Below are 22,694 nucleotides of genomic sequence, written 5' to 3' on the forward strand. Positions count from 1 at the left end.
TGGCGACGGTAGGGGTGCCATTCGATGCGAGGAAGACCAGCCTTGGGCATGCTCATCACGACATCGCAGCGCACTACTCAGCGCAACGCGCTGCCTGTCGAGACTGCTGGAGGACGTCGAGCGAGTGACCTGGGCGGTCACTCGATCAGAGTTGCGCAGCGACTGAAAACACTGTGCGAAAAGTGGTGGCTACGCCCTGACTCGAACAGGGGACCCTCGCATTATGAGTGCGATGCTCTAACCAACTGAGCTACGTAGCCAGAAAGATCGAGGATTTTAGCTTTCGAGCTAAAGATCGTCAATAGGCGCTAAACGTTGAAGCGGAAGTGGATGATGTCGCCGTCCTTGACGACGTATTCCTTGCCCTCGGATCTGAGCTTACCGGCCTCTTTCGCGCCTTGCTCGCCCTTGCAGGCAACGAAATCCTCGTAGCCGATGACCTCGGCCCTGATGAAGCCTCGTTCGAAATCCGTGTGGATGACGCTCGCGGCCTGGGGTGCCTTGACCCCGCCGGGAATCGTCCAGGCCCGCACTTCCTTCGGGCCTGCCGTGAAGTAGGTTTCCAGCCCGAGCAGACGATACCCCGCGCGCACGACGCGGTTCAGTCCCGGCTCTTCCAGCCCCAGGTCGAGCAGGAACTCGTTGCGCTCCTCATCGGCCAATTCCACGATCTCCGCCTCGATCGCCGCACAGACAGCGACCACGGCCGCCCCCTCCTCTTCCGCGAGGGCCGTGACACGCTCGAGGTACGGATTCTTGCTGAAGCCATCTTCCGCGACGTTGGCGATGTACATGGCCGGTTTCGCCGTGAGCAGGAAGAGATCGCGCAGTTCCATCAACGCATCCTCGCCGAGCCCCATGGCGCGCACGGGCTTGCCAGTATCCAGATGCTCTTGAACGCGCTCGAGGAGGTTCTTGCGCGCCAGAACCTGCTTATCGCCGGTCTTCACCATGCGCTGCACGCGGTCGAGCGCCTTGGTTACCGACTCCAGGTCGGCCAGGGCCAGCTCGGTATTGATGACCTCGATATCGCCCAAGGGATCGATCTTGCCGGCGACATGAATCACGTCGTCATCTTCGAAACACCGCACCACATGGGCAATGGCATCGGTCTCGCGGATGTTCGCCAAGAACTTGTTTCCCAAGCCCTCGCCCTTGGAGGCTCCGGCCACCAGCCCGGCGATGTCGACGAACTGCATGGACGTCGGCAGAACCTTCTGCGGCTTGGCGATAGCGGCAATGACGTCCAGGCGCGGGTCAGGCAGCGGAACCACCCCGACGTTGGGATCGATGGTGCAGAAGGGGTAATTCTCTGCCGAGATGGCCGCCTTGGTGAGGGCATTGAAGAGTGTCGACTTGCCAACGTTTGGCAGGCCGACGATACCGCATTTGAATCCCATGGGGTTGTTCCGCTCGAAAAATCCTAGGATTCTACAGGACGCTTGCCCGGAGATGCCATGCCGACGAAGCGCCGAGGAGCTGAGTCAAATCGACAACTCAGCCCTTCCAAGCGCAGGTGATGCGCGCAGGGTCAGTGCCGGTCCGTCGTATCCCGGTTGTAGCGGTCGTCGAAGCGGACGATGTCGTCTTCACCCAAGTAGCTTCCCGACTGGACCTCGATGAGCTCAAGCGGAATGCTGCCGGGGTTCTCCAACCGATGCGTCGCACCCACGGGGATGTAGGTCGACTGGTTTTCGGTGAGGAGAAAGGCCTGATCCTCGCAGGTCACCCGGGCGGTGCCCGAGACGACGACCCAATGCTCGGCGCGGTGATGATGCATCTGCGAGGAGAGCGATTCACCAGGCTGCACGACGAGCCGCTTGACCTGGTAGCGAGAACCCGCGCCGATCGCCTCGTAGGAGCCCCAAGGGCGATGAACGCGCTGATGATGCAGGTACTCGTTCCGCTGCTCGCTTTGCAGGAACTGGGTGACTGCCTTGACGTCCTGCGCGCTCTCCTTGCTCGCGACCAGCACGGCATCCGGCGTCTCGACGACGATGAGATTGCTCACACCGATCGCGGCCACCATGCGATGCTGAGCGACCACCAGATTGTCGGTCGCATTATGCACGAAGGCATCGCCGTCCAGCACGTTGCCTGTGGCGTCGCGCTCACGCACCTCCCAGAGCGCCGACCAGGCGCCGACATCGGACCAGCCAACGTCGAGCGGAACCACCACGGCCGCCGGCAGATCCTCCGCCCGGTCCTGACTGGCAGACGAGAGCCGCTCCATCACGGCATAGTCGATCGAATCGCTCGGACAGGCGGAGAAGAGCTCGGCATCGAGGCGCATGAAATCCCCGTCGAGCGTGGCGCTCGCGAAGGCGGCGGCCACGGCGCGCGCGATGTCGGGACGGAAGCGCTCGATGAGCGCGAGCCAACAGGACGCCTTGAGCACGAAGATACCGCTGTTCCAGAGATACTCGCCGCTCGCCAGATAGGCTTGAGCGGTCTCGGCGTCCGGCTTCTCGACGAACTCCGCCAGCCCGTAGGCGGAGCCTGTCAGCTCGTCCATCGGATAGGGCGCGCCCTGGCGGATGTAGCCATAGCCGGTTTCCGGCTTGCTCGGCACGATGCCGAAGGTCACGACGGCGCCTTCTTGCGCGATCATGTAGGCGTCGGCGACGGCTGAGCGAAACGCCGGCTCATCGCGGATGGTGTGATCCGCCGGCATCACGAGCAGCACGGCGTCCTCATCGGATTGCGTGGCCGCCAGCGCCGCAAGGCTCAGTGCGGGGGCGGTGTTGCGGCCCTTTGGCTCGAGCAGGATGCGCGCAGGTCGACGCTCGATCAGGCGGAACTGCTCGGCAACCAGAAACCGATGGGCATCGTTACAGACCACCAGCGGGTCGAGCTGCCCGATGGCCTGACGCGGATGTTCCTCCGACAAGCCGTCGATGCGCCGAACGGTCTCCTGGAGCATGGTGTGCTCGCTCGTCAGCGGGAGAAACTGCTTAGGGTAGGCTTGGCGAGACAGCGGCCAGAGCCGCGTTCCAGAACCACCGGATAGAATGACAGGTTGCAATGACATCGCAGATTCCCGATCCCAAAGTGAGCGTGCGAAGCGCCGAATTAGACCAACCCATCAGACCAGGGTCAAATCCCGCAAAGAGCCAGCCGTGAACACCGACCTCAGACACCTATCGACACTCCTGCGCGAAACGGCGGCGGCCGAGATCATGCCGCGCTGGCAAGAGACGCGCGCCACCCGCAAGGCCGATGGCAGCCTGGTCACGGAAACGGACCTCGCCACTCAGCGGCGGATCGCCGCCGCGCTGGCGCGCGACTTCCCCGGCATTCCCGTGCTGGGCGAGGAAATGAGCAAGGAGGAGCAGGCGGACATCCTCCGCGCCTCCGAGCGCGCCATCTGGGCGCTCGACCCCGTGGACGGAACCAGCAATTACGCCGGCGGCTTCCCCTTTTTCGCCATCTCCCTGGCCTTGATCGAGGGTGGCGAGCCGGTGCTTGGCCTGGTGCTGGACCCGGTGCGGGACGAATGCTTCGTCGCCGCCAGAGGCCAAGGCGCCTTCCTCGACGAGGTCGCGATTCGCCCCAGCGCCGACGCCGAGCGACTCGCGGATTGCCTCGCCATGATCGACTTGAAGCGCCTCCCGCCAAGCGCGCTGCCGGCGCTTTTCCGGGGCGGCGGCTTCGGCTCCCAGCGCAACCTCGGAGCCGTCGCCTTGGACTGGTGTTGGATCGCGTCCGGGCGCTTCCAGCTCTATCTTCACGGCAGTCAAAAGCTCTGGGACTACGCCGCCGGACGCTTGATCGCAACGGAGGCCGGCGTCGCCTCCAGACTCCTGGGGCCTGGCGGCGTTGAGGTCGCGGCCGCGTTGAGTCTGGAGCCTCGGCTCGCCATCGCGGCGGCGCACCAGGGACTCCTGGACGCTTGGATTGACTTCGTGGGGCTGCCATATACCACTGAGGGGCAAGGCGAGCCATCCAGCCCGTCGTCACAGCCCTGTCAGCCAACCACCTGACAGGAGCCCCAGCAGGCTCGTAGGAACGGGGTACTGCGCCAACGCTTACGGGCGATGGCGGACGTGCCGCGCGGACCCAACGACCGACATACCCCAACAGCCATCCTGAGGAGCAGTCGAATGAGCGATGACCAGGCCGGTCTCGACATGGATTTAGCCAGCGGCATCGCCGCGTTTGAGTCCAAACAGTTCTCGCGCGCCACCGGGCTGCTGTCGCCGCTCGCCGAGCGAGGCGACGTCGAGGCACAGTACCGCATGGCCATCATGGCCCAGAACGGCCTCGGCATGCTGCCGAACCCGCTCCTGGCCTACACCTATATGAAGAATGCGGCAGAGGCCGGCCTCGGCCTGGCGCAGCATGGACTGGCATTCATGTACATGGAGGGCGAGTGCATCGACAAGAACCCGCAGAAGGCCATCGCATGGTTCAAGAAGGCTGCGGAGCAAGGCCTGGTGGGTTCGCTCACGACCCTGGCGATGATGTACGAGGAGGGTCATGGTGTCGAAAAGGACCCGGACGAGGCTCGCCGACTCTATCGGCTCGCCGGCTTCGACGAGCGCTGACGCAAGGCGCACGGAAGCGGCACGGGCAGACAATCGTAAGCGGGAAAAAGATCTACTACCCACCAGGGTACTGACTTGGATATACTGCACGGCCACGCTGCCGGGGTGGCGAAATTGGTAGACGCATCAGACTCAAAATCTGACGGGGGCAACCCCGTGCCGGTTCGAGTCCGGCCCTCGGTACCATCGTTAGAACAAGGGGTTAGGCTAAAAGCCTAGCCCCTTTTTCTTTCCCGCGATGCTCTGTGGCTCACTTCCCCGCAAGACCGACGCCAAGCAGTGGGCGCAGCAGAACGAGGCCCATACAGTGTTGAGTGGTGAATCTGTTTCGCAAAACGCGGATGTTAAGGCGATTTCCGGAAATGATCTTACCCACATAGATCCGGATCGGTAGGATGGGCAACGTCCGCGCTCCGAACTCGAGCCCTGCCTCGACGCCAGACGGACGTGCCCATCTTGCAAGACGCCGAGCTGGGATGATGGGCACGCCCCGCGAGCCTCGGCACTCCGAAAGAAGCGCATCGCCAGGGCTTTGCCCATCCTACGGGATTACTACGGGATCGGAGCTGCAGGTCTGTTGTTTCCCGGAAATCGCCTAAGCATCCGGCCCGTTCTCAAGAATCCCCAGCACGCTGGATCAAAATGTCATGAACCGCTGCCGCCTCGAACGCCACATCCCAACACCAGCGACCAAAACCGCCCTTGGCATTGACAGTGCGCACCCAGGCATCCAGCGCCGCCCGCTTTGCCCTGTTCTGTTCGCTGTCCCGACCTTTGATCTCCAGCACCAAAATCATGCCGTTGCGTAAGCGAATCAGATAATCGGGCACGAAGCGGCGGCGGCTGCCATTCCAGAGATAGAACACCTGGAACCCGAGATGATCGTTCTTGGCATAGGCACTGACCGACTCGCTCGTTTCCAAAACGTTGGCCGTATAGTGCTCCCAGGTACTATCGGAAATCGCGTGGCTGATCTGCGATTTGGTGGTCGGTGTCACGGGTTTGGTGGTGTACCAGGTCCGCATCTCGCGGGTCGACCCGATCGGCGACTCTTCATCAAACACCGGCTCCAGTCGTTCCGCGTTCTGCTCGTTCACATACCGCAGCAAATGCTGGACGATCACATCAATGTTCAAGGCGAACAGGATCCGCCTGCGCAGCGGCTCTTGATGGAACAGCGAGGGAATCTCCAACCGGTCAGATTCGAAGAACTGCTCGACCAGTCGAATCAATTGCAACGTCAGATAGTCCCTGGTTCCGTGAAACGATCTCGCCATCTCAGCGAACGCCTTGCGCGCCGCCAGAAAGGTCAGTCGCTGTAATCGGAACCCCTCGGGCAATTTTTCCAGATCGATGACATGGACCTTGCTCATGTCCGTGGCACCGCCAACAGCAGGCGCAATGTCGGCGCTGATAATCGTCTCGGCGGGATTCAGCACCAGTGGCTCGACCGCCGCCCAGTCGATGACCAGCTCCGGCTTGACGACCGTATCCACCCGCAACAGGTTGGGCCAGCGGATCTCCAAGTCGTTGCGCTCCGGCAAGGACTCGATTTGCGTGCTGCTCTTCGGTGGCGGCGGTGGCTTCCCGCCTTCCCCGACATCCTGAAAAATCGAGAGCGGCACACCGAAGACGTTGACATACTCCGGCTGGAACAGCCGGCGGGTCACGCCATCCTCGCCCTCGATGTCTTCCATGTCGTAGGCGACGCGCCGCAATCCGCGCCCGATGACCTGCTCGCACAGCAATTGGCTGGTAAAGGCGCGCAATCCCATAATGTGGGTGACATTCTTGGCGTCCCAGCCCTCCGACAGCATGGCCACAGAAATGACCTTCTGAAGATCCTGACCCGCACCCCCGCGCTTGCCCACGGTGTCGACGATCTCGCGCAACAGATCTTCCTTTTTCAGCGTCCGCATGCGCTCCTTGCGCGTCTCGGGAATGGCTGCGGCATTAACGATACTGTTCAGGGTCGCCTCATAATCCTTGTCCGCGACTGCGTTCTCGCCGATCTCGGCCTTCTCCATCACCCTGGAGTCCACCCGAAGCAGGCGATTGGGGTCGTGCATTTCTGGCCAATGGGCATCGCCCTGGCGGAAATACTGTTCGATCCGCGCGGCGGTCTCGGTGCGATTGCAGACCGTCAGCATGACAGGCGGGGAGATATGCCCCGCGTCAAGCCAGTCCTGGCGCGCCTCTCGCCAGTCGGCCCCCAGCAGGGTATAGGCATCCTGCACCAACTTGGGCAGTGCCTCGTGCGGCTCCGCCTTGCGATTGAAGTCCTCCGCAACCGACGGGTCGCGGTAAATGTGATAGAGCTTGGAGCGATAGGTCTTGGCGTCGGGCAGGGCATCGTCGCGAATCACCACGCGCGGTGTCTTCACCAAACCCGCCTCGATGGCGTCGTTGAGCCCGAAATCGGAGACGATCCAGCCGAACAGCCCGGCCTCGGTGCTCGCCTTTCCGGTGGGGGCAAAGGGAGTGGCCGAGAGATCGAAACAGCGCAGGATGCGGCGAGTCTTGTGGATGCGGTCCAACCCTTCGATCCAGCGGGTCGCCTCATCCAGGTCGATCCCTTGCTCCGCCGCCTGCTTCTTGCTGATCTTCGCCTCGGCGGGCACCCGATAGGCATGGTGCGCCTCATCGTTGATGATCAGCAGATCCTTGTCGCTCGCCAGCTTCCCCAGCACGCGGCGGGTGAATGCCTCGTCACTCTCCTGGCCCTTCTTCACCACAGAGCGTTGCGCCCCCTTGAGCGGCATCAGGGTATGCCAGTTTTCGACCAGGATCGTCGCCTGGTTGAGTCGCTGGCGCAGCGCCTCCGAGGGGCAGATCCGGAAGGCGTCGTAATCGTTGTCCGGCTCGCCTGGATACAAGACCCGCAGCCGGTTCTTGACCGTCAAGCCCGGCGCGACCAGGAAGATGGAGCGCGCGAAGTCCTTGTTGCGTTTGGGATAGGTCAGCGCATTGAGCACCTGCCAGGCGATGATCATGGCCATGACAGTGGTCTTGCCGGAACCCGTGGCCATCTTGCAGCACAGCCGCTGCCAGGGTCCGCCATCGCCAGGGATGTAGATGCCCTGCCGATAGGACGCTGTGGCCTCGATCAGCCAGATCAGGGTCTCGATCGCCTCCAACTGGCAGTAGTAGAAAGGATGGTCGCGGGCTGAAGGGTCGTGCCAATGCTCCAGCAAGCGGCGGGTGACGCTGGTCACTCCCGGATAACCGTCGCTCCGCCAGGTATCCACCCGATTGCGGATGGTGTTGACCAGATCCAGCCGCTCGACGCGGCGGGTGTTATTGCGCACGTCGTAGAGTTCATAGCCCGCCGAGCGGCGCTCTGGGATGAGCTTCAGCGTCCGGTCGGCGGACTGCTCCCAATGCCGGGTCGGCGGGTCGAAAGGGGAGTTGATGATGAGCGATTTGGGGTTGGTCATTTGAATGGATTCACCACCCTCAAACGATGGTCAATCACTTGGCTATGCTGCAAATCTTCCGAATTGGTGTCGACGAACTCAGCGCTCATTCGCCCCCTCCCGCTGAAATTTAAAACTCTTCGGGATCCGCGGATAATGTGAAAAGAAGTCTTCCAGTTCAGCGAGCTTCGCCGCCTGATCGACTGGTTCGGGTGGGGTTGGATGGCGAGTTCGGAGATACCCGATGAAGTCGAGGACTTCAGCGCCAAGGTGCTCGGGCAATGTTTTCGCTTCCTGATAAATCAGGTCCGCCGTGTTCATCATCGGTTCCTCTGCTGATGGGGGAGTGCTCATCGTCCCAAGGGGGCTTGCGGAGCCTCAGTCGTGCAGGTCATCCATATCGCAGTCGAGCGCCCGCGCCAGTCGTGCCAGCAGATCGGAGGAAGGATTGGCGTTGCCGTCTTCCATCATGGACAACATCTGCTCAGTGACGCCGCACGCTTTAGCCAAGGCTTGCAAGGACAAGCCGCGATAGTCCCGCCAAACCTTGAGCGGCACCTCGCCGGCAAGCAGTTGATCGACAAACTCCGCCGGGAAGGTTTCCTCGGTCATTGCCGCCTTGGCGTCGGCGATATCCTGAAGCTCCTCCAGTTGTTCCAGCAGGGCATTCCATTCGGCAATCGGCAGCACGGCCAGGGCCGGCGCGCCATCGAGTTCGATGATTTGCACGTTCATTGATACACGTCCCCTCTCGGGCCAATTTTGACGACCAGTAAGACCAGTTCGCCGCTGCTCAGGTCGCAAATGGCCCGCCAGTCGCCCACCCTCAGACGCCACAGGCCCGAACCTTTGAGCGGCTTCCAGTCGCCACGATAGGCGCTCGGATCAACGGCGATGGTTCCTAACTCCGCACGCATCCGGGTGGCAATCCCCGACGGCATCTTGCGCAGGGTTTTCTGAGCTTGTTTGGTAAAGCGTAACGCCAACATAGCTCAATCCAAGGGGACAACCTTCAGGGACTCGATCCCGCGGGCTGAAGGGTCGTGCCAATGCTCCAGCAGGCGACGGGTGACACTGGTCACTCCTGGATAACCGTCGGTTCGCCAGGTGTCCACCCGGTTGCGGATGGTGTTGACCAGATCCAGCCGCTCGACGCGGCGGGTGTTATTGCGCACGTCATAGAGTTCATAGCCCGCCGAGCGGCGCTCTGGGATGAGCTTCAGCGTCCGGTCAGCGGACTGTTCCCAATGCCGGGTCGGCGGGTCGAAGGGGGAATTGAGGATGAGCGATTTGGGGCTACTCACTGCCCGTTTCCGGAGAACAGGGGAATCTGAAGCGGTGTGAGACGGGCTTGCCCGATGAGATCGAAGACATGCTGGCGCCAGAATGGCCAGACATTATGCACCGCGTTGAAATCCGCAAATGCCTTGAGCGCCTCTTCCGACACCTCTCGAAGCATGTCATAAACGACCAGATAGTCCGCCTCGACCCCGAAATAAATTTGCGGATCATCCTCCGGGGCGTTATCGACCACACGCTCACCGAGAGAAATTAGGACATGAAGCTCATGGGTCAGGGTCTGGCCATTTTCGCGCTCGCCGATTGAAAACCTGACCCCTCGCTTGTGCTGCTGTAGGGCGTCAAAAGCTTCTACGTCTGGTAGAACGCATTCGCGGAACAAACGGGACTCGTAAAGGATGACATCCCGTAGTCGCAAGCCGTCGGCTGCTTCGCGAATGAGGTTTTCAGTTTCAGGCTTCACGCGGCGCGCTTCCATTGCCACGATTCGTTCTCAACGACAGTCGCATCTTCTCGGCAAACGGCCGCTTGGTGCGCGGTACCACGCAACCGGACAGGATCGCCGTTGCTATATCCGCTCCGATCATTCACCGCTGCTAATTCAGTCGTGCTTTCGCCAGGCTTTAATTCAGCGAGCAATGAAGGATAACGGCCCACAAGACGCAGTAGCCGATCCATGGCGACACTCTGCGCTACGTCGCCGCGTTCATATTTCGAGAAGGCATTGGCGCCGCCACCGAAGAACTCGGCGGCGTCCTTTTGAGTTAACTTGAGCCGCTCACGCAGCGCCCGGATCTCATCGCTCGTCAGCAACCCATCGGCGCGACGCTTGGCATCCATGATCCGGCGATGATTGCGCCGGATCTGATCCTCAAAAATTGGATCAGCGCCACATAGAGGGCATTCATAGCCCTCCAGCTCGCTGACGACCAGATCGGCGCCATGATGCTGAAAGGTATCCTCATAGGTGATTGGGGAAAGCTCACCCGTCTCACACAAAGGGCAAATCGGTTGCTTGTCGTTCATTGGTAGCGCTCTCGGTGGAACGACGCCAGGACCACGAGGATGCAGTCTCGGTCGAGTTTCAGCTTGACATAAAGCTCATCGACGACACCCATTGGGCCAGGATAAGCAACGTGATACACGTCAAGCCATGGCCCGCCCGGTGCGTAGCGTTCGGCATGGTGAAAGTGGCAATCCGTGAGAAGCTGGAGACACTTTTGCACGTCTTCCGGGGCATAGGACAAGTTCTCAATGTCCCGCTGCACGTTCCTGCCGCCGTAACGGACGTAACCCTGTTTCGCCAGTTCGCAAACGCGGGACAGTGAATATTCTGCCTCGCTTCGTCGTTCTGTGGTGGGATCCTGGTCGCTCTTCGTAACCATTATGGTTATCCCGCTTGCTGAAATCAATCCAAGGGGGCAACCTTCAGGGACTCGATCCCGCGATCATCCACGATCTTGACCGCGATCTTGCGGTTTTCGCCCGCCGGAAACGGCAGCGAGACGGTGCCGTGATACTGATCCAGCAGTGACTCGTTCAGCTCCGCGCGGATGTTTTTCTTGAGCTTGTGCCAGCCATCCTTTGCCCCCGCCATGGGGAAGAAGACCTGACGCGGATAGAGCGAGCGCTCGTCATAGTCGGTATCCAGCAGCCACAGGGCAATCTTGGACGTGCCACCCGACACCAGCTCGCCCTTCTTGGTATCGAAATAGTCGAACCCGCGCACCTCGACCTCGAATTGGCCGTCCTGGCGTTGGCGGACCTCGACATCGGGCTGACCCATGAGCCAGAAGCTCTGGTTGCTGGCGCGCCCTTTCTTCAGATCCTCCGTCAGCAGATCGGCGTTCATCTTCGCCTTGAGTGCCGTGATGCCCGAGATGGCGTCGATATCCTTGGCGGCTTCCGGATCGAACTCGAAGGCACAGAAGACGATCATGGTCGGCAGCGGAAACAGCGACCCGGCCTCGCGCAGCGCCAGCTCCACCTGACGCTGCTCCAGCGCGGCATGCGCGGGTCCGAAGCTCACGACGGCGCGCTCGCCGGTCTCGGCCAGGGTGCCGCTGACGTGCAGATGCCGGGTGCCCGGCAGGGTCTCCAGCTCGGCGAAGGCCAACACCTGACCGCCCTTGCCGCGTACCCCGGTCTTGAGCAGTTCATCGCGCCACTCATGCTGCCGTGCCGACTCGCCGGAGCGGGCCACGGCGGCGTCTGCCTCCTCGGGTGGTCGCGCCTCGTCGAGCGAAAGCACCGTGGGAAAGGGCACGGCCTCCACCGAGAAGGGGCCGGTGATCCGCAATTTGCCCTTGTCCGGCGCGGGCTGATCGTAGAGCGTTTCCTGATCGGCATGGGCGGCGATGGACGCATCCATCCGACGCTGCATGGCCTGCCGCGCGGCATGGAAGGCATCGAAAGGGACTCGGACCGACTCGGGCCAGTCCGGCGGAAAATCGAAGGGTACCTCCCACTCCTTCATCTCATCCGGGACAAGATTCAGGGTTCGCAGCGATGCGTTCAGCGCCGCCAGTGCCGCATCGATCGACGGGTGCATGGCCTCGTGGATCTCGTCGATCTCGGGATTGTTCGCGATCGACTTCAGGGTGACATGCGGGACGGTCTTGTAGATGAAGCCGGCCTTCAGTCCCTCGTGCGGATAGCGCAGGGCGTAATAGTCGAAGCTCGCGGTCAGCAGGCGCTGCTTGGCCAGGGTCAGCGCCACGCGGGAGGTGTCGCAGGTGATCCAGCGCCGGCCCCATTTCTCTGCGACAAAGGCGGAAGTTCCGGAGCCGCAGGTGGGATCCAGGATCAGGTCGCCGGGGTCGGTGGCCATCAAGAGGCAGCGTTCAATGACCTTCGGCGACGTTTGGACGGCATATACTTTTTGTTCACCAAAGCCGCTTTGTCTCGTATCGTCCCAGATGTCAATGATTGGCTTGCAGGGAAAGTCGTCGGAGAATCTTATAAAGCGTAGCGTCGCGCCAATTCCGACGAGGCGGTTTGCCAAACCCAAGCGAGTTAGGCCGGTTTCATTTGTTTTCCAGCCGCCCTTTCCGGGCTGAAATTCGGCACCGCAATAAGGGAATGTGAACTGCGTCGTCGCTCCTCCCGACTGAGATGTCATTGGATTTGGTGCGAACAGCCGTGCTCCCGTTGAACTGTCGGGAGAGAAATCTTCAGCTCTCACGGCGCGCCTTCGGCCGTCTGCCAACTGCACAGCGGCGTAGTTGTTATCTTCCTCAAAACTCTTGGGAAGAAATAGACGGTTAAGTTTGGCGTTGCTGCGACTCTTTGCATACCACACAAGGAAATCGCAAGTTTGGGGAACCGATTCGACGTAACCACTCGGGCTGCCAGCGCCGGTTGTCTTTCGAAAAGTGATCGTCGGCATTGCGTTGGCGGAGCCAAACACCTCATCCATCAACTCCCGCACATGATGCAGATTCTCATCCGAAATCTGCACGAACACGCTCCCCGAGTCCGCCAGCAGATCCCGCGCCAGCAGCAGGCGATCGCGCAGATAGGTCAGGTAGGAATGGATCCCCAGCTCCCAGGTATCCCGGAACGCCTTGATCATCTCGGGTTCCTGGGTCAGATCCTGGTCCTGCCTGTCTTTCACGTCGCGGCGATTGGTGAAGGGCTGGAAGTTGGAGCCGTACTTGATGCCATAGGGCGGGTCGATGTAGATCATCTGGACCTGCCCGGCCATGCCCTCTTTCTGGAGCAGTGAGTTCATGACCAGCAACGAATCGCCGGCGATGAACCGGTTCGACCAGCCTTTTTCGTGGCGGTAGAAGTCGATGGCATCGCGCAGCGGCAAGTTCTCGAAGGGGGCGGCGAACAGGTCCGACTGAAACGGGCGGGCATCCTTGGCGTCCTTCATCCGCTTGCGCACGGCGGACAGGATGCTCATGGGGTCGATGCGCTCATGCACATGCAGCGAGACGGTCTCCACATCGAAGCTGGTCCGCTCGGCCTTGCCTGTCCAGTTCAGATAGGGGGCGGAGAGGCGGCGCAATTCCTCCAGCGCCGCGCGCATGCTGTCCTGGTCGTCGCTCGCCAGGGCCGCGTCGATCAGGGTCTCGATCCGCGCGCGCCCAACGTCGAATTGCAGCACCGGATCGAGGTGCGGGTCATAGCGCCAGCGCGTCGGCCCCGTATCCGGGTCGTTGGCCGAACTGACAACCCCGACCTCGGGGTTGTTCTTGCGCGTATCCGTATGGCGGTAACTGATGACCTCGGGTGCAACGACTCCGGTCGGTGACTGACGCGGCGATGCTTTCCTGGTGCTTTTCGGTGGTTTGCCTGGCCTCGCCGCCGTTGGTGGTGGTGATTGCGTTGGACTGAGATCGAAATCCTGATCCTGGAGCGGCGCCGCCCTCCGCAGTGTCCCGCCACGTCCGCGCCCTTTGACCAACAGCCCACGGTCAATCAACGTCTGCCTGGCTTGCTCGAAGGTGGTCGCATCGATGGGGATGTTCAGCGTCGCAGCCGTTCGTTCGAAGGTTTTCTTGAGCGCCTGATTTCCGATGGCGGTGCCGTCATCCGGGACGAGTTCCAACAGTCGATCGGCGATATCGACATTCGCGCCTTCTGGTTCATGCTCTTGCGCCATCTCGCTCCTGCTCCCTTCCCGCGTTCACGTTGCAGATCGGCTGCTCTCCGCCGATCAATCGAGTCCAATCCATACCATCAGATTGCAGCAACCCCGTGCCGGTTCGAGTCCGGCCCTCGGTACCATCGTTAGAACAAGGGGTTAGGCCAAAAGCCTAGCCCCTTTTTCTTGGCGCCATCAATGAGCATGAGGCACCTGGGCACAACACGCCATTAAGAACCGGTCCAAACGATGCCCTCGCCGGGCCGCGCGCCTCGGCGCACAACCCGCCAGAGCAGGACGGCGGCGAGCGCCAGGCAGCCGCTACCGAGTGCCGTGAGCGACTGCTCGAGCCAATGCAGCGACAGGGTCTTCTCGGCAACCATGGCGATGGGCGGGAGCGCGAAGACCATGACGAGGTTGAGCGCGAAGAGCGCCGCGACGGTCCGCCGCCGCAGATAGAGCGAGGCGGCGATCAGCTGGATGCTTGTCACCAGATTCCCGAGGCTCACACTCACCAACAGCGGCAGGAACCAGCCGCGCGGGATGTCCAGCACCCATTCCCGCACGGCGACGGCCGCCAGCACTACGCTCAATAGACCAAGCGCCAACCGCCAAGCACTAAGGGGCTCGCGTCCGCGCAACTGGCGCGCGGCGCCCCACACCGCAATCGCCAGCAAGAGGAATCCCGGCGCCATCAGCGGGAAAAGGGCAACGGCGAGCAGTTGAATGTCCTGACCAGTTGCGGCGGCGATCAGCTTCCAGCTCGCTTTGCACAAGCCGCCGGCCAGCACGAGCCCGCCGCCGAGCAGGACCATCGGGTATGCGGGGGCATTGGTTCGACCGACGAAAGCGGCGATGAACCACATGGCCACCCCGGTCAGCAGGACGGGCAGGACGTTGAAGAGCGCGAGCGAAAGCGGGAAATCGAGCATGGCCGCGCCCGATCGGCTCAGAGCTCGATCAGGTCCGCGATGGATTTGTAGAAGAATTCCAGCCAGGCCTCGGCGTTCGGAAAATCCATGGCCAGGGGCCGCTGGCCGTGGGTATCTCTGACGCAGGTGAAGACAGGCGGGGAGCCGGGTCTGAGGGAGACCTCGAACTGCACGAAACCATGGGGCACGGCGAGCTTCAGCCCGATCGGCGCCTCGCTGGGGCCGACCAGGTTGACCAGCAGACCGGAGACCCGGTCATCGCGCCGGTCGTAGTCATAGGGCCAGATCTGGCGCATGACGGAGATACGGACGAATTCCTTCTCGACATCGTTGAAGGCGTGAATCAACGGCGCCGCAAGCTCGGCGCAGGACGCAAAGACCTCCTGCTTCCTGACCAGCGAATCCTCGGCGGAGAGGACGCTCTCCTGAGCGAGCTCCCGCAATTTCTGCAGCGTCTGATTCATACTCGTTGGTTACCGTAGCCGGTCATCTCGCACCCACCCCGAGGCAGCTGGCCGTGGGGGCCTCCGCGGCCTTACATCAACGCCCCAAGGGCCACCCGGTTACTATAGCGCTTTTGCCGACTTTGCCACTGGCAGACTCTCGCGACCATGATAGACGTCACAGCTGTCAACGTAAGGCGCTGGAATCCAGCTCGAACATTGGCTTGCTCTCCGGCCCGACCTCGTGCAGCGACGGATTCAGGAAATGCACGTCGAGCGTTGGCTTGACCTTTAGTGACAAGAGCGAAGGATCCAGGTATTTCTTCATGAGCCGGCGCGCTTGCCCAGTGTTGCGAACGCCCCTGAGGGCGTAGACCTGGCTCAGAGCGGCTTGCGTCGGGGCCTTGCCGCCATGGCGGCGGTAGTTCTTGATGACCGCCTCGGTGTAGTTGAGCGTCTCCAGATAGGTGACGCGACTGTTGGTTCGGTCCACGACGCCCTCTCCGGCGTTGTAGGCCATGATGACGCGACCATAGTCGTTGCCGTACTTCTTGAGGAGACGCTTCAGGTGCCGCGTCCCCGCCCTGAGGTTGGTTTCGGCATCGAACAAGGCATCGACCGAGTACACGCCGTAGTCGGCCGCCGTTGGCGGCATCAGCTGCATCAGCCCGACCGCGCCCGCGCCGGAGACCGCGTGGGCATTGTAATTCGACTCGGCCGCGACGACGGCGCGCACCAGTGACGCCTCGACACCGTATTGGCGCGCCACGCGATCGATCATGGCGGCGACCTCCGCGCGGCTCGGGCGCGCCCGGGTTGGCGGTTTGGGTCGCGCGGGGCGCGCCGCGGGCTTCTCGACCCGGTCCCCGCCAGCCGCCTCGGCCGTAGCCGCAGGCTTGGTCTCGGTTGGCTCGGCTCCGCCCCAGGCCAGCAGCGGCAGGAGAGTCAGCAGCAAAAAGGTTCTTCGCATTGCTATCGCTGTCGTTCGTTTGAAGATCCCGAGGTCGCCTCGTGTCCACCGCCATGTGCCGCCAGGCGCCACGCAGCATGGTCGCGACGCGCGCCGCGCAAGCATTGAATCAGCCAATCCCCATCAAACGATAGTCTCAAATACAATGCAATAGATGAACGCTGAAAAACGCCACCTGATCTTCTCGCGGCTGCGCGACGCCAATCCCACGCCCACGACCGAGCTGGTCTACGACTCGGCGTTCGAGCTTCTGATCGCGGTCATCCTCTCCGCGCAAGCCACCGACAAGAGCGTCAACAAGGCCACGGCGGGGCTCTTCGCGCGCGCCAACACGCCGGCGATGATCCTGGCGCTCGGCGAGGACGGCCTCAAGACGCACATCCGCACCATCGGCCTGTTCAACACCAAGGCGAAGAACATCATCAAGACCTGCGCCGCCCTCGTCGAGGAGCACCACGGCGAGGTTCCGCGCGAGCGCGCGGCGCTTGAGGCGTTGCCCGGGGTCGGGCGCAAGACGGCCAACGTGGTCCTGAATACCGCGTTCGGAGAGCCGACGATCGCCGTCGACACCCATATCTTCCGCGTCTGCAATCGCACGCGGCTCGCGCGCGGCCACACCCCGCTCGCCGTCGAGCAACGACTCGAGCGCCAGGTTCCCAAGGCGTTCCGGAAAGACGCCCACCACTGGCTCATCCTGCACGGACGCTACACCTGTACAGCCCGCAATCCACGCTGCGGCGGCTGCATCATTGCCGATCTCTGCGAAGCCCCTGACAGGGGCGTCCTGACGACCCAGTGACAGCCGGCGTGCATCGCCATGCCGCGCAGCGCGGCAGGATCGACGAACCACACCGGCCAACGCATCCATCGCCGTGACCACTGGCACGCAACCTCAACCAAGCCCAGCGCGAGAGAGACCGCCCCTACCATGTTTTCCGGAAATCGACAGAGCCATCGCCGCGTCTTCATCGAGGCATGGCGCAAAGCATCCAACGGCGAGCCACTCGAGCCACTCGAGCACCAGATCGCCGAACTCGTGAGACGACACCCCGAGTATCAGCGCGTGCTGGAGGCCGGTGACGCCGGCCTGGACCAGGACTTCAGCGTGGACCTCGGGCAGCCCAACCCCTTTTTCCACCTAGGGCTGCACCTGGCCGTCATCGAGCAGCTGAGCATCGACCAGCCGCGCGGCATTCGCGCGCTCTACCAGAGCCTGCTGCGCGAGGTCGGCGACCAACACAGCCTGGATCACCGCATCATGGAGTGTCTGACGCAGATGCTTTGGATGACCCAGCAGGGCTCGGGCGCTTTCGACGAGCAGGCCTACCTGGACTGCATCAAAGGCGCCGGGCGCGCCTGACGCCCGCTGCGAGGGCGGCGCTCCATGCTCAGTGCCGAGAGCGCACTCCCGCGAGCGCCTCACCCGGCGGTCACGGCAGATGCGTGAAGTGCCTGTTACACTCGTTCCGAGGCGTTCGCGGCAAGCGACGGCCGCCGGCCGTGCGCGGCAGCGCGAACCCGGGATCGAGCGTCCTTGCCCAGCGCGATCAGGCTGGGCGCAAACCACGAGGAAGGTAAGCCTATGCCAACTTGGATCTTGGTTGCAGACAATAGCCGCGCCCGCATCTTCAGCGCCGAAAAGGCGACGGGCCCAATCACTGAAATCAGCTCCATGACCTTCCCGGAAGGCCGGCTTCACGAGGGAGACCTCATCACAGACAAAGGCGGTCGAAGTCAGACCCCAGGCGCCGGGGTCCACGGCGTCAACGGAGAGGATGCGCACAAGCAAGAGAACGCGGATCGCTTCGCCAGCCTCCTCTGCGAGGACTTGGAGGCGGCGCGTAACCAAGGCCGTTTCAGGAAGCTCTACATCATGGCGGCGCCCGCCTTGCTCGGCCTCTTGCGCAAGCACCAATCATCGTCGTTGCGACAGATGGTCGCCGGCGAGCTGGACAAGAATCTGACGACCCAGCCTCCTGAGGCGATCCGCAAGCACCTCCCCGACTTTCTCTGACCTCCCGACGCACCCTGCCCACACGCTGGCGGCCCGACGCCGCCAGCTCGCTTGCGTGAAACCGAATACCCGAATCCCGCGTGCCCGCGACACCGCTCTGCGGTGTCACGGATGCAGCGGCGCTCTGCGCCACGGAGCGGTGCTACGAGAACCATCGGGTTGATGAAATCCGCCCGCCTGAAAGGCGGTGGGTTTGAACCTTGGGTATCGAAATCACTCGGGGACCCAGCACGTTGGCCCAAGAGTCTCGAAATATTCATGCTAGTCTTGCGAATCATTGAGCCTGGAGGGTGACGAGCCACGCGCGCCAAGGGCCAGCTCGTGCCAGCATCCAATCGGGCGCAGTCAGCTGAGCGCTGACGACACCGCCGGGTTAATTTCTGAGGAGATGGGAGACTCATGGCCGCACGCGCATTCGACAGCATCGTGATCGGGACTGGACCAGGCGGCGAAGGGGCCGCCATGAAGCTCGCCAAGGCCGGCCAGCGGATCGCCATCGTCGAGGCACACGACGCCGTTGGCGGCGGCTGTACCCATTGGGGCACCATCCCCAGCAAGGCCTTGCGCCATTCGATCCAGCTGCTGGCGGACTATCGCCGCAACCCGCTGTTTCAGCATACGCAACAGCAAGTCGAGGTCGAGCTCCCGGACTTGCTCCGCGCGGCAGACGGCGTGATCAACGAGCAGGTGCGGACGCGCTATCGCCACTACAGGCGCAACCGGGTGGAGGTCATCTTCGGCCGCGCCCATTTCCTCGAACCGAACCTGCTGGAGATCCGGCGTCCCGGCGGCCTATCCGAGGAGGTGCGCGCCAAGCACATTGTCATCGCGACCGGCTCGCGGCCCTATCACCCGCCAGACCTGGACTTCACTCACCCGCGCATCCGCGACAGCGACTCCGTGCTGGCCCTCGAGCACACGCCACGCTCCCTGACGATCTATGGCGCCGGCGTCATCGGCTGCGAGTATGCCTCTATCCTTGGATCACTCGACGTCAAGGTGAATCTGGTCAATACCCGCGACCGCCTGCTGTCCTTCCTGGACGACGAGATCACGGACGCCTTGAGCTACCATCTGCGCCAGCAGGGGGTCGTCATCCGTCACAACGAGACCTACGACAGGGTCGAGGCCGATGAAAAGGGTGTCGTCCTGCACTGCAAATCGGGCAAGAAATTCAAGACCGACATCCTGCTCTGGGCCAATGGCCGCACCGGAAACACGCACGACATGGGCCTGGAGGCCATTGGCCTGGCGCCGAATTCGCGCGGACAGCTCGATGTCAACCCGAGCTACCAGACCGCCCTGCCCCACATCTACGCCGTCGGCGATGTCGCCGGGCCGCCGGCGCTTGCCAGCGCAAGCTACGATCAAGGCCGGTTTGTGGGCGCCCACATCGCCGAAGGGGCCTGCGACTGGTCGCTCATCGAGGAATTCCCCACCGGCATCTACACGGTTCCGGAGATCAGCTCCATCGGGCGCACAGAGCGCGAGCTCACGGCCAACCACATCCCCTACGAAGTCGCTCAGGCAGACTTCAAGAGCATCGCGCGGGCCCAGATCACCGGCCATACGGTCGGCATGCTGAAGCTGCTGTTCCATCGCGAGACACTGGAGATCCTGGGGATTCACTGCTTTGGCGAGCAGGCTGCCGAGATCGTCCATATCGGTCAAGCCATCATGTCTCAGCAGGGCGAGGCCAACAACCTGCGCTACTTCACCGAGACCACCTTCAATTATCCGACGATGGCCGAGGCCTATCGGGTGGCGGCGCTGAACGGTCTGAACCGCTTGTTCTGAGCATCGACCGCACACCCAGGCGCAAGCCGCAACGCAAGTCACCCGACGCTCGGGGCGCCGATCGTGATCGCATCGACAAGCCCATTGCTATTTTATCATTTTCTTATATACTCATTCGCCAATTGGCTAGCCCGCCTCAGCGCTGGCGCGAACGCATCCCTGCACCCAAGCCAATCGGCCGATTCATGGCCGTCAGATCGCAGGGAACAGGAAAAACAAGAAGGGACAGGGAGCGTCGCACGGCTTTATTGCTCGGTCTCAATCGATCTTTCCCTTTCAGCCTTTAGGTGTGTCACATGTCGAAAACGATCAAAGCAGTTTCAGCTGTCGCCCTGGCAGCCGCAACGACCACAGCCTTTGCCTGGTACGCAGCACCCTGCCAGCAGCCTGTCCTGACCCAGGAGCAGCAGCAGGCCATGGTCGAGCAGCAGCAGGCTTTCATGGAGCAGCAGAACAAGGCCATGCAAGCGGCGTTCGCCGCTCAGCAGAAGTTTGCGGAGGAGCAGATGACCGCCCTTCAGCAGGCCCAGCCGGCGTATCCAGGCATGCCCGCATTCGCTGACCAGGCGTTCCCCGCGGCACCCGAGTTCCCGGCGATGCCACCCATGCCTGCGCTTGGCGAGTATCCCAGCGTCCCCGAGATGCCCGCATTCCCGGAATTCGGTCAGTACCCCGCAATGCCTGAGATGCCTGCGACGGCCTTCCCGAGCAGCCCGAACTCCATGCAGGATCGCATCAAGGAGATGGACGCCTACCGCGCCGACGCCAAGAAGCGGATGGACGAGCGCCGCGAGGCCATGAAGAGCATGAACGAGCAGCGCCGCGCCATGCGTTCTGGCTACCATCACCCCTTCGGCAGCCCGACCTATGGCATGGGTCCTCGCACCGATTGCGGCATGGCAGCTCCGGCCCCCGAACAGCAGGCTGCAGCCCCAGCCGAGCAGACGACCGCCACGCAGTAAGAAGGAGCGCGAGCGCGCAGGCGACTGCGCACTCGCCTCATGCGTGACCGGCGATGGCCCCGTCTCTTGACGCGGGCCATCCTTGTTTTACGCCGACGAAAACCCCGCCCCGCGCAGACTCACCCAGGCGTACGCGCCCCGGACTGAGCGAAGTAGCGTTCCAGGAAGTCATCGAAGCTCAGATCATCGGCGTCTTCGATCTCGCGCTGCTTGACGATGGATTCCGCGGCCCAACGGCCGAAGTCGTCCGAACGCTCTGCCGCGAGCGCCTGAGCCTGAAAGTGACGGCGATGCTCACAGGAGAGCCGTTGCGCAAAATCGAAGAAGCTCTCGCCGCGCGCGCGCATCTCCGCCAACATCCGCGCCGAGGGTGTCGCATCCGGATGCAGGATCTTCTCCCGCTGGCGCCTCAGGCTATCGACGTGAGGACCCTCCGAGCCGCCGTCCAGCAACTCCGCCACGGGAACCATCTCCGTCAGGACTTCAGAGGCCCATTGACGCAGGGTGACCCGCTCACGCTCGCGCGACAGTTCAAGACCCGGCTCGCGGCCACGATGGGCGGTCAGGACGAGGTTTTCGTCGATGCCTCGGCGCTCGCGACTGCCAATGCCCGGACTCTCCTGGAGAAAACAGTAGAGCATCAGGCTCTCCAGGACATGCATCTGCTCCAGCCCCAGACCGAGCGGCTCGAAGAGATTCACATCGAGCGAGCGCAGCTCGACATAGCGGATTCCACGTCGACGCAAGGCGAGCGTGGGCTTCTCCAGCCACTCGGTGATCTGCTTCGGCCTGACCGTGCTGTAATACTCGTTCTCGATCTGCAGCACGTTGGCATTGAGCTGCTCGTAGCGATCGCCGACCTTGATGCCGATGGCCTCGTACTGCGGGCAAGGGGTCTCGATCGCCCACGTCAGGCTGCGGACATAGGCATCCAGGCTGTCGTAGCAGGCCTTCATCCCCGTCCCTTCTTCCTGCTTGTTCTGGTAGCCGATATCGCCCATGCGCAGGGAGGTCGCGTAGGGATAGTGCAGGGTCTGGGCGTCGAATGGCACCAGATCCGTGTCCTGCCTACGCACGAAGCTCGCACACACGGCCGGGGACGCCCCGAAGAGATAGGGCACCAGCCATCCAAGGCGCTGCAGATTGCGGATCATGCCCATCTGGGCCTCGGACCTGAAGCCCAGCGGATCCTCAGTGGCTGGGCGCTGGTCCTGATAGAGGGTCCAAAACGCCTCTGAAAAGGAGAAGTTGAAGTGGATGCCGGCAATGACCTGCATGGTCCGGCCGTAGCGGTTGCCCAGGCCACGCCGATAGACCGTCTTCATCGTCGCCGCATTGGAACTGCCATAGCGGGCGAGCGGGATGCCGGCGCCTCCCTTGAGCACGCAGGGCATACTCGTCGCCCAGAGCAGCTCATCGTCAAGGTGGCGATAGAGGTAGAGGTGGATGTCGCGCAGGAAGTCCAGGACCGCCCGGGCATCGGTGAGGGCGGGCGTGACGAGCTCGATCAGCGCCTCGGAGAAGTCCGTGGTGATGTAGGGATGGGTCAGCGCCGAGCCGAATGCCGCCGGATGCGGCGTATCCGACAGCTGGCCAGCGCAGGAGACCCTCAACCCCTCCTTTTCGAGCCCGACCCGGCTGCCTGTGAGCGCTTCAGAGGCACCCGCCTCCCCAAGCAGCAAGACCCGCTGCTCAAGGGTCGCATGGGAAAACGTCAAGC

General features: G+C 62.5%; 22 protein-coding genes and 2 tRNA genes. 8 read left to right on the forward strand and 16 right to left on the reverse strand.

All coding sequences use genetic code 11. The features are described from left to right. Nucleotides 1–183: 183 nt before the first annotated feature. From CKO23_RS01700 to CKO23_RS01710, 3 genes are all read right to left on the reverse strand, one after another. A tRNA-Met gene (locus CKO23_RS01700) sits at nucleotides 184–260 on the reverse strand. Between the two features lie 48 nt (nucleotides 261–308). Next, nucleotides 309–1,400 carry a redox-regulated ATPase YchF gene (ychF, locus tag CKO23_RS01705; RefSeq protein ID WP_200328016.1) on the reverse strand — a complete coding sequence of 364 codons (1,092 nt, stop codon included), beginning with the start codon at nucleotides 1,398–1,400 and terminating at the stop codon, nucleotides 309–311. A gap of 131 nt (nucleotides 1,401–1,531) precedes the next feature. Further along, nucleotides 1,532–3,031: a mannose-1-phosphate guanylyltransferase/mannose-6-phosphate isomerase gene (locus CKO23_RS01710; RefSeq protein WP_200328017.1), complete on the reverse strand. Its 1,500-nt coding sequence runs from the start codon at nucleotides 3,029–3,031 to the stop codon at nucleotides 1,532–1,534. An 88-nt stretch (nucleotides 3,032–3,119) separates the two neighbouring features. On the opposite strand from CKO23_RS01710, the gene CKO23_RS01715 reads away from it, so the two are divergent. The 3 genes from CKO23_RS01715 (at nucleotide 3,120) to CKO23_RS01725 (ending at nucleotide 4,733) form a co-directional block, all read left to right on the forward strand. Further along, nucleotides 3,120–3,983: an inositol monophosphatase family protein gene (locus tag CKO23_RS01715; protein ID WP_200328018.1), complete on the forward strand. Its 864-nt coding sequence runs from the start codon at nucleotides 3,120–3,122 to the stop codon at nucleotides 3,981–3,983. Nucleotides 3,984–4,103: 120 nt separating this feature from the next. Then, nucleotides 4,104–4,547 (forward strand): tetratricopeptide repeat protein, encoded by a 444-nt coding sequence (locus tag CKO23_RS01720; RefSeq protein ID WP_200328019.1) that lies wholly within the window; start codon nucleotides 4,104–4,106, stop codon nucleotides 4,545–4,547. A 99-nt stretch (nucleotides 4,548–4,646) separates the two neighbouring features. Then, nucleotides 4,647–4,733, forward strand: a tRNA-Leu gene (locus CKO23_RS01725). A 428-nt stretch (nucleotides 4,734–5,161) separates the two neighbouring features. Here the strand turns inward: CKO23_RS01725 and CKO23_RS01730 are convergent. The 12 genes from CKO23_RS01730 to CKO23_RS01785 all read right to left on the reverse strand — a co-directional run bounded on the left by CKO23_RS01730 (nucleotide 5,162) and on the right by CKO23_RS01785 (nucleotide 16,201). Then, nucleotides 5,162–7,984: a BPTD_3080 family restriction endonuclease gene (locus CKO23_RS01730; RefSeq protein WP_200328020.1), complete on the reverse strand. Its 2,823-nt coding sequence runs from the start codon at nucleotides 7,982–7,984 to the stop codon at nucleotides 5,162–5,164. A 78-nt stretch (nucleotides 7,985–8,062) separates the two neighbouring features. Continuing rightward, nucleotides 8,063–8,284 (reverse strand): DUF2281 domain-containing protein, encoded by a 222-nt coding sequence (locus CKO23_RS01735; RefSeq protein WP_200328021.1) that lies wholly within the window; start codon nucleotides 8,282–8,284, stop codon nucleotides 8,063–8,065. A 57-nt stretch (nucleotides 8,285–8,341) separates the two neighbouring features. Beyond that, nucleotides 8,342–8,698: a helix-turn-helix domain-containing protein gene (locus CKO23_RS01740; protein WP_200328022.1), complete on the reverse strand. Its 357-nt coding sequence runs from the start codon at nucleotides 8,696–8,698 to the stop codon at nucleotides 8,342–8,344. After that, complete coding sequence (locus CKO23_RS01745) at nucleotides 8,695–8,952, reverse strand: type II toxin-antitoxin system RelE family toxin (RefSeq protein ID WP_200328023.1); 258 nt, start codon at nucleotides 8,950–8,952, stop codon at nucleotides 8,695–8,697. The genes CKO23_RS01740 and CKO23_RS01745 overlap by 4 nt, the downstream gene beginning before the upstream one ends. Nucleotides 8,953–8,955: 3 nt before the next feature. Then, a complete protein-coding gene (locus CKO23_RS01750) occupies nucleotides 8,956–9,267 on the reverse strand; it encodes a hypothetical protein (RefSeq protein WP_200328024.1) in 312 nt (103 codons plus the stop codon). Further along, a complete protein-coding gene (locus tag CKO23_RS25415; protein WP_242482152.1) occupies nucleotides 9,264–9,740 on the reverse strand; it encodes a hypothetical protein in 477 nt (158 codons plus the stop codon). The genes CKO23_RS01750 and CKO23_RS25415 overlap by 4 nt, the downstream gene beginning before the upstream one ends. Continuing rightward, on the reverse strand, nucleotides 9,722–10,288 hold the full coding sequence (locus CKO23_RS01760) for a type II toxin-antitoxin system MqsA family antitoxin (protein WP_200328025.1): 567 nt from the start codon (nucleotides 10,286–10,288) through the stop codon (nucleotides 9,722–9,724). The genes CKO23_RS25415 and CKO23_RS01760 overlap by 19 nt, the downstream gene beginning before the upstream one ends. Further along, complete coding sequence (locus tag CKO23_RS01765) at nucleotides 10,285–10,647, reverse strand: type II toxin-antitoxin system MqsR family toxin (protein WP_200328026.1); 363 nt, start codon at nucleotides 10,645–10,647, stop codon at nucleotides 10,285–10,287. Before CKO23_RS01765 ends, CKO23_RS01760 begins: the two co-directional genes overlap by 4 nt. A 23-nt stretch (nucleotides 10,648–10,670) precedes the next feature. Then, a complete protein-coding gene (locus tag CKO23_RS01770) occupies nucleotides 10,671–13,874 on the reverse strand; it encodes a site-specific DNA-methyltransferase (protein WP_200328027.1) in 3,204 nt (1,067 codons plus the stop codon). A gap of 212 nt (nucleotides 13,875–14,086) precedes the next feature. Beyond that, entirely contained in the window at nucleotides 14,087–14,788 is a 702-nt protein-coding gene (locus CKO23_RS01775; RefSeq protein ID WP_200328028.1) for a hypothetical protein, read from the reverse strand. A 17-nt stretch (nucleotides 14,789–14,805) separates the two neighbouring features. Next, nucleotides 14,806–15,252, reverse strand: a complete 447-nt coding sequence (locus CKO23_RS01780; RefSeq protein WP_200328029.1) for a hypothetical protein — start codon at nucleotides 15,250–15,252, stop codon at nucleotides 14,806–14,808. Between the two features lie 166 nt (nucleotides 15,253–15,418). Then, nucleotides 15,419–16,201 (reverse strand): lytic transglycosylase domain-containing protein, encoded by a 783-nt coding sequence (locus CKO23_RS01785; protein ID WP_200328030.1) that lies wholly within the window; start codon nucleotides 16,199–16,201, stop codon nucleotides 15,419–15,421. A 154-nt stretch (nucleotides 16,202–16,355) separates the two neighbouring features. On the opposite strand from CKO23_RS01785, the gene nth reads away from it, so the two are divergent. The 5 genes from nth (at nucleotide 16,356) to CKO23_RS01810 (ending at nucleotide 20,974) form a co-directional block, all read left to right on the forward strand. After that, the gene (nth, locus tag CKO23_RS01790; RefSeq protein ID WP_200328031.1) at nucleotides 16,356–17,000 is read left to right on the forward strand and encodes an endonuclease III; all 645 of its coding nucleotides are present in this window, start codon (nucleotides 16,356–16,358) and stop codon (nucleotides 16,998–17,000) included. 129 nt (nucleotides 17,001–17,129) lie between these two features. Next, nucleotides 17,130–17,561, forward strand: a complete 432-nt coding sequence (locus tag CKO23_RS01795) for a DUF1841 family protein (RefSeq protein ID WP_200328032.1) — start codon at nucleotides 17,130–17,132, stop codon at nucleotides 17,559–17,561. A gap of 222 nt (nucleotides 17,562–17,783) precedes the next feature. After that, entirely contained in the window at nucleotides 17,784–18,215 is a 432-nt protein-coding gene (locus CKO23_RS01800; RefSeq protein WP_200328033.1) for a host attachment protein, read from the forward strand. A 399-nt stretch (nucleotides 18,216–18,614) separates the two neighbouring features. Next, nucleotides 18,615–20,012 carry a Si-specific NAD(P)(+) transhydrogenase gene (gene sthA, locus CKO23_RS01805; protein ID WP_200328034.1) on the forward strand — a complete coding sequence of 466 codons (1,398 nt, stop codon included), beginning with the start codon at nucleotides 18,615–18,617 and terminating at the stop codon, nucleotides 20,010–20,012. Between the two features lie 296 nt (nucleotides 20,013–20,308). Beyond that, nucleotides 20,309–20,974, forward strand: coding sequence for a hypothetical protein (locus CKO23_RS01810; RefSeq protein WP_200328035.1), 666 nt, complete (start codon nucleotides 20,309–20,311; stop codon nucleotides 20,972–20,974). 119 nt (nucleotides 20,975–21,093) lie between these two features. Here CKO23_RS01810 and gshA read toward each other — a convergent pair whose 3' ends face one another. Next, on the reverse strand, nucleotides 21,094–22,692 hold the full coding sequence (gene gshA, locus CKO23_RS01815; RefSeq protein ID WP_200328036.1) for a glutamate--cysteine ligase: 1,599 nt from the start codon (nucleotides 22,690–22,692) through the stop codon (nucleotides 21,094–21,096). Between the last annotated feature and the right edge of the window lie 2 nt (nucleotides 22,693–22,694).

Source organism: Thiocystis violacea (assembly GCF_016583565.1).
Taxonomy (GTDB): Bacteria; Pseudomonadota; Gammaproteobacteria; order Chromatiales; family Chromatiaceae; genus Thiorhodococcus; species Thiorhodococcus violaceus_A.